The following is a 521-nucleotide window of genomic DNA, read 5'->3' as shown; positions in this document are numbered from 1 at the left end:
CCCCGGGCCCGCTCGCGACCCGGCCCGTACCGCCGGTGCCGCCCGCATAGCCCCGCTCGACGGCTTGCGCGGGCTGGCCGTGCTCGCCGTCCTGCTCTTCCACGCGGGGCACCTCGACGGGGGGTTCCTGGGAGTCGACCTCTTCTTCGTGCTGTCCGGCTTCCTGATCACCGGCCTGCTCCTGGGGGAGACGGCGGACCGGGGCCGCGTCGCGCTGGCCGCGTTCTGGGGTCGGCGGGCCCGCCGTCTGCTGCCCGCGCTGGGGGTCACGGTCGTTGCCACCCTCCTGCTCACCTGGGCGTTCGGGGCGCCGTCCGTCCTGCTCTTCGCGCTCGACGACGCGCCGTGGGTCGCGGCCCAGGCGGTGAACTGGCATTTCGTCACCGAGCAGATCGGGTACTGGAACGCCTCCGGCACCCGCGTCTTCGCGCACCTGTGGAGCATCGCCGTCGAGTGGCAGTTCTACCTGGCCTGGCCGGTGGTCGTGACACTGGCCGGGCGGGGCCGGGGCGGTCAGGGGC

1 protein-coding gene is annotated in these 521 nt (G+C 74.5%); it reads left to right on the top strand.

Going from position 1 to position 521, the window contains the following annotated elements:
* On the top strand, window positions 1-521 hold a 521-nt coding region (locus tag K6I34_RS37935; RefSeq protein WP_374231129.1), incomplete at both ends, for an acyltransferase family protein.

Origin of the sequence: Streptomyces sp. UNOC14_S4 (assembly GCF_020740835.1) — a bacterium.
GTDB lineage: Bacteria > Actinomycetota > Actinomycetes > Streptomycetales > Streptomycetaceae > Streptomyces.
The sequence above is the reverse complement of the archived record's forward strand: the minus strand, read 5'-3'. Positions and strand labels throughout refer to the sequence as shown.